The sequence below is a fragment of the Huintestinicola sp. genome, assembly GCF_051882455.1.
Taxonomy (GTDB): Bacteria; Bacillota; Clostridia; order Oscillospirales; family Ruminococcaceae; genus Huintestinicola.
This window is the reverse complement of record NZ_JBJERV010000013.1, coordinates 1-4,105: the sequence shown is the minus strand read 5'-3', so window position 1 is coordinate 4,105 and position 4,105 is coordinate 1. Positions and strand designations below refer to the sequence as shown.

Annotated in this window: 3 protein-coding genes; 2 read left to right on the top strand and 1 reads right to left on the bottom strand. The window is 49.5% G+C overall.

Annotation, left to right across the window (positions count from 1 at the left end; genetic code table 11):
• On the top strand, positions 1 to 927 hold a 927-nt coding region (locus ACI4J0_RS01860; RefSeq protein WP_439764114.1), incomplete at its 5' end, for a GH36-type glycosyl hydrolase domain-containing protein.
• A gap of 418 nt (positions 928 to 1,345) precedes the next feature.
• On the opposite strand, the gene ACI4J0_RS01855 is transcribed toward ACI4J0_RS01860, so the two are convergent.
• Complete coding sequence (locus ACI4J0_RS01855) at positions 1,346 to 2,038, bottom strand: hypothetical protein (protein ID WP_439764113.1); 693 nt, start codon at positions 2,036 to 2,038, stop codon at positions 1,346 to 1,348.
• A 476-nt stretch (positions 2,039 to 2,514) separates the two neighbouring features.
• Between ACI4J0_RS01855 and yicI the strand changes: the two genes are divergently transcribed.
• Positions 2,515 to 4,105 (top strand): alpha-xylosidase (gene yicI / locus ACI4J0_RS01850; RefSeq protein ID WP_439764112.1); only part of this gene is annotated, 1,591 nt, incomplete at its 3' end.

The window sequence follows — 4,105 nt, the reverse complement described above, 5'->3', positions numbered from 1 at the left end:
GGCGCACCTCTCAACGAGCAGACTGCCGAGTCCGTAATGATCGCAGGTATGTTCACCTACATCGGACCCGAGTATGTTGAGCTTTGCCGCAGAATGGGCGACAATGCCGAGGCTGACAAGGCTCAGGCTGAGATCGACAAGATGAAGCAGGCTATCATCGATTACGGCTGGGACGGCGAGTGGTTCCTCCGTGCATATGACGCATACGGCAAGAAGGTCGGCTCCCACGAGAATGAAGAGGGCAAGATATTTATCGAACCCCAGGGCTTCTGCATCATGTCCGATATCGGCGGCAAGGAGTTTACAGAAAAGACTATGGCAAGCATCGAGAAGTACCTCGGCACCGAGCACGGTCTTGTTCTCAACAACCCTGCATTTACAAGATATATCGTTGAGTACGGCGAGATATCCACATATCCCGGCGGATACAAGGAGAACGCAGGTATCTTCTGCCACAACAACGCATGGATAATGTGCGCAGCCGCATACGCAGGCATGGGCGACACAGCTTATGACTACTACACAAGAATTGCTCCCGCATTCCAGGAGGACGAGAAGCTCCACCGCACCGAGCCTTACGTATATGCTCAGATGATCGCCGGCAAGGACGCAAAGCGCTTCGGTGAGGCAAAGAACAGCTGGCTCACAGGTACTGCTGCATGGAACTTTGTGGCTATCTCCCAGTATATCCTCGGTATCATTCCCGACTACAGCGGTCTGAAGATAGACCCCTCTATTCCCAAGGCATGGGACGGCTACACCGTTACCCGTCAGTTCAGAGGCGCTACCTTCAATATCAAGGTAGAGAACCCCGACCACGTTTCCAAGGGTATCAAGTCCCTTACCGTTGACGGCAAGGCTGTTGACGGAAATGTCATCACCGATATCACAGGCGGCGTTCACGAAGTCGTTGCTGTAATGGGCTGATGATGACCCCATAATAAAAAAGCAAGCCCCTGCGGTCTTCTGACCGCAGGGGCTTAAGTCTTAGCTGATACTTTTATCAGCAGCCGGGGTTGCAGATACCGCTGCCGTTGCCGCAGCAGAAGAAGAGAACGAGAAGGATGATGATGATCCAGCAGCAGTTGCCTCCAACAAATCCACAGTTGCAGTTCATAAAAAACGCTCCTTTATAAAATGTATTTGAGCCTGCCTTTATGGCATATTGCCCTTTGGGCTGCTCCGAAGGCTTTTGTGAGCCGGCGGATACGCTGTCGGGTGTTTTCCGCTTTGTCTTGCCTTCATAGTTCATATTATGCCGGGGCGGGAAAATGGTGCAGAAATTTTTGAGAATAAAAAAACGCCCTTTGCAGGCTGTCTGCAAAGGACGCTGTGAGCGGAGAAATTACTTCTTGTCACCCTTTTCCATTTTAACGTATTTGCCCAGAGTGGGGTCATAGGCGTAGCTGGTTTTTCTCTTCAGTATGATCATAAATACCACGATGATGATGACGATGATGGCAAGAGCGGAGGCAAGGACGATAATGAGCGCGTTTTTATAGGCTTCCGCACGCTGGGCGTCTGTCATTTCGATGTACATATCGTCATCGCAGTTGGTGATGGTGCAGCTGCTTATTGTGAGGTTGACATCGTTGGTCGCTCCTATGCAGAGGGCGTCCACCTTGGAGAAATCGGCGGTGCCGTAGGCAGTCACCATATCGGCATAGTTGAATACGGCGTGATTGTCGTCATATTCTGTGGGAGCGACCTTTGCCCAGACGCTGCCTGTTGAGTTTGCCATAGGAGTATCGGGGAAGGACCAGCTCTGTACGATAAGCTCTGCGGGGGCGTCGTTCTTGGAGTCGGAAAGATATTCGCAGGAATATGTAACTATGACCTGTGAATCCGCGTTTATTTTTGTGGGATCGTAGTGATCCATTCCGATCGCGTAGCTTGCCCAGGGCTCAAGAACAGGGGCGTTTGCTACATCGAAATCATAATCCCTGACCGCCGCGCTTACTCCTGCGGCAAGGGAAAATGTGAGGACTGCGGCACCTGCTGCGGAAATGATTTTTTTTATGACCGATCTTATGCTCATTTTATCCACGACCTTCTTAACGTTAAATTTATTATGTCCGTCAATGATACAAAAAAGTGAGCGGACTTTTGTATAAAATATACCATAGTGAAAGGGCGTTGTCAATTAAAAGATTTTTAAGTTTATTTCCAAAAGGTGAAGAAAACGTTTTAAAAGGCAAATTCGGCTTTGTGTATAAAAATTTGCTTAAACGGTTGAAAAAATAAGTGCGTTGTGTTATAATTTAAATGTGCAGTATAAATATATTTAGTTAACAGGGGCTGCATTATATAATGACGCCGTCCGGGCAGCGGCATTAAAACAGGAGTGAGCTTTTAATGTTAATAAGTTGTAAAATTTCAAAAAGCCCTTGACAAAGGCTTGTTGATGTTGTACAATGTAAACGATAACATTTGACGGCTTTTTTGTTTGACCGTCAGACTTCACAGGGTAATTCAAAAGCGTACATATAATTATTTTTAAGGAGGACTTCCATTATGAAATTTGCAGACGGTTTCTGGCTCAATCAGCGCGGCTACGAGGTAAACTACGCTTCTCAGGCTTACGAGATCACTCCCGTAAAGAACGGTCTCAATGTTTACGCCACCACTCAGTACATTCAGAACAGAGGTATGACCCTGGGCGGTCCCTGCCTTGACATCACCTTCACATCAACTCAGAAGGACGTTATCAAGGTCACCATCGACCATTTCAAGGGTGCTCTTGACAATGCTCCCAAGTTCGAGATTGAGGAAGATCAGGGCTACACTCCCACCATCACCGAAAAGGACGACTGCTGGGAAATTCAGAGCGGCGACACGAGAGTTGTTATCGGCAAGTTCAGCTGGTCCGTTCAGTATTACTACAAGGACAAGAGACTTACAGGCGGTGCATGGAGAAGTGCTTCCGTAATAAACGAGAGCAAGTTCAAGACCTCCGCACGCCTTAATTCCATGCAGGACGATACCTTCTGGAGCTATCCTCAGGACGCAAGAGGCACATTTATCCGCGAGCAGTTCACCATGAACGTGGGCGAATATTTCTACGGCTTCGGTGAGAAGTTCACTCCCTTCGTTAAGAACGGTCAGAACGTGGAGACCTGGAACTCAGACGGCGGCACCTGCTCCGAGCAGTCCTACAAGTGCATTCCCTTCTATGTTTCCTCCACAGGCTACGGCGTGCTGGTCAATTCCTCGGACAAGGTATCCTTCGAGGTCTGCTCGGATACCGTTTCCAAGGTTTCCTTCACCGTTCCCGGAGAGAGACTTGAGTATTTCGTTATCGGCGGCGCAGATATCCCCGAGGTGCTCTCAAACTACACCACACTAACAGGCAAGCCCGCACTTCCTCCCGCATACACCTTCGGTCTCTGGCTCACCACTTCCTTTACCACAAATTACGATGAGGAGACTGTTACCTCCTTTATCGACGGTATGGCTGAGAGAGATATCCCCCTCCAGGTGTTCCACTTCGACTGCTTCTGGATGAAGGAGTTCCAGTGGTGCGATTTTGAGTGGGACAAGAGACAGTTCCCCGACCCTGCCGCAATGCTCAAGCGTCTCAAGACCGACAAGAATCTTGAGATCTGCGTATGGATAAACCCCTACATTGCACAGCGCTCCGCACTCTTTGACGAGGGCGTTAAGGGCGGATATTTCATCAAGAACCTTGACGGCAGCGTTTTCCAGGCAGAGCTCTGGCAGCCCGGTATGGCTATCGTTGACTTTACAAATCCCGCTGCCTGCGAGTGGTATGCTTCCAAGCTGAGAGTTCTCTGCGAAATGGGCGTTAACTGCTTCAAGACCGACTTCGGCGAGAGAATACCCACCAAGGTCAAGTACTATGACGGCTCCGACCCCATTGCAATGCACAACTACTATACATACCTCTACAACAAGACCGTATTCAACGTTCTCAAGGAATATTACGGCGAGAACAAGGCTTGCCTCTTCGCACGTTCCGCAACCGTAGGCGGTCAGAAGTTCCCTGTTCACTGGGGCGGCGACTGCTCCGCAGAGTACACCTCTATGGCTGAGACTATCAGAGGCGGACTTTCCCTCTGTATGTCGGGCTTCGGCTTCTTCAGCC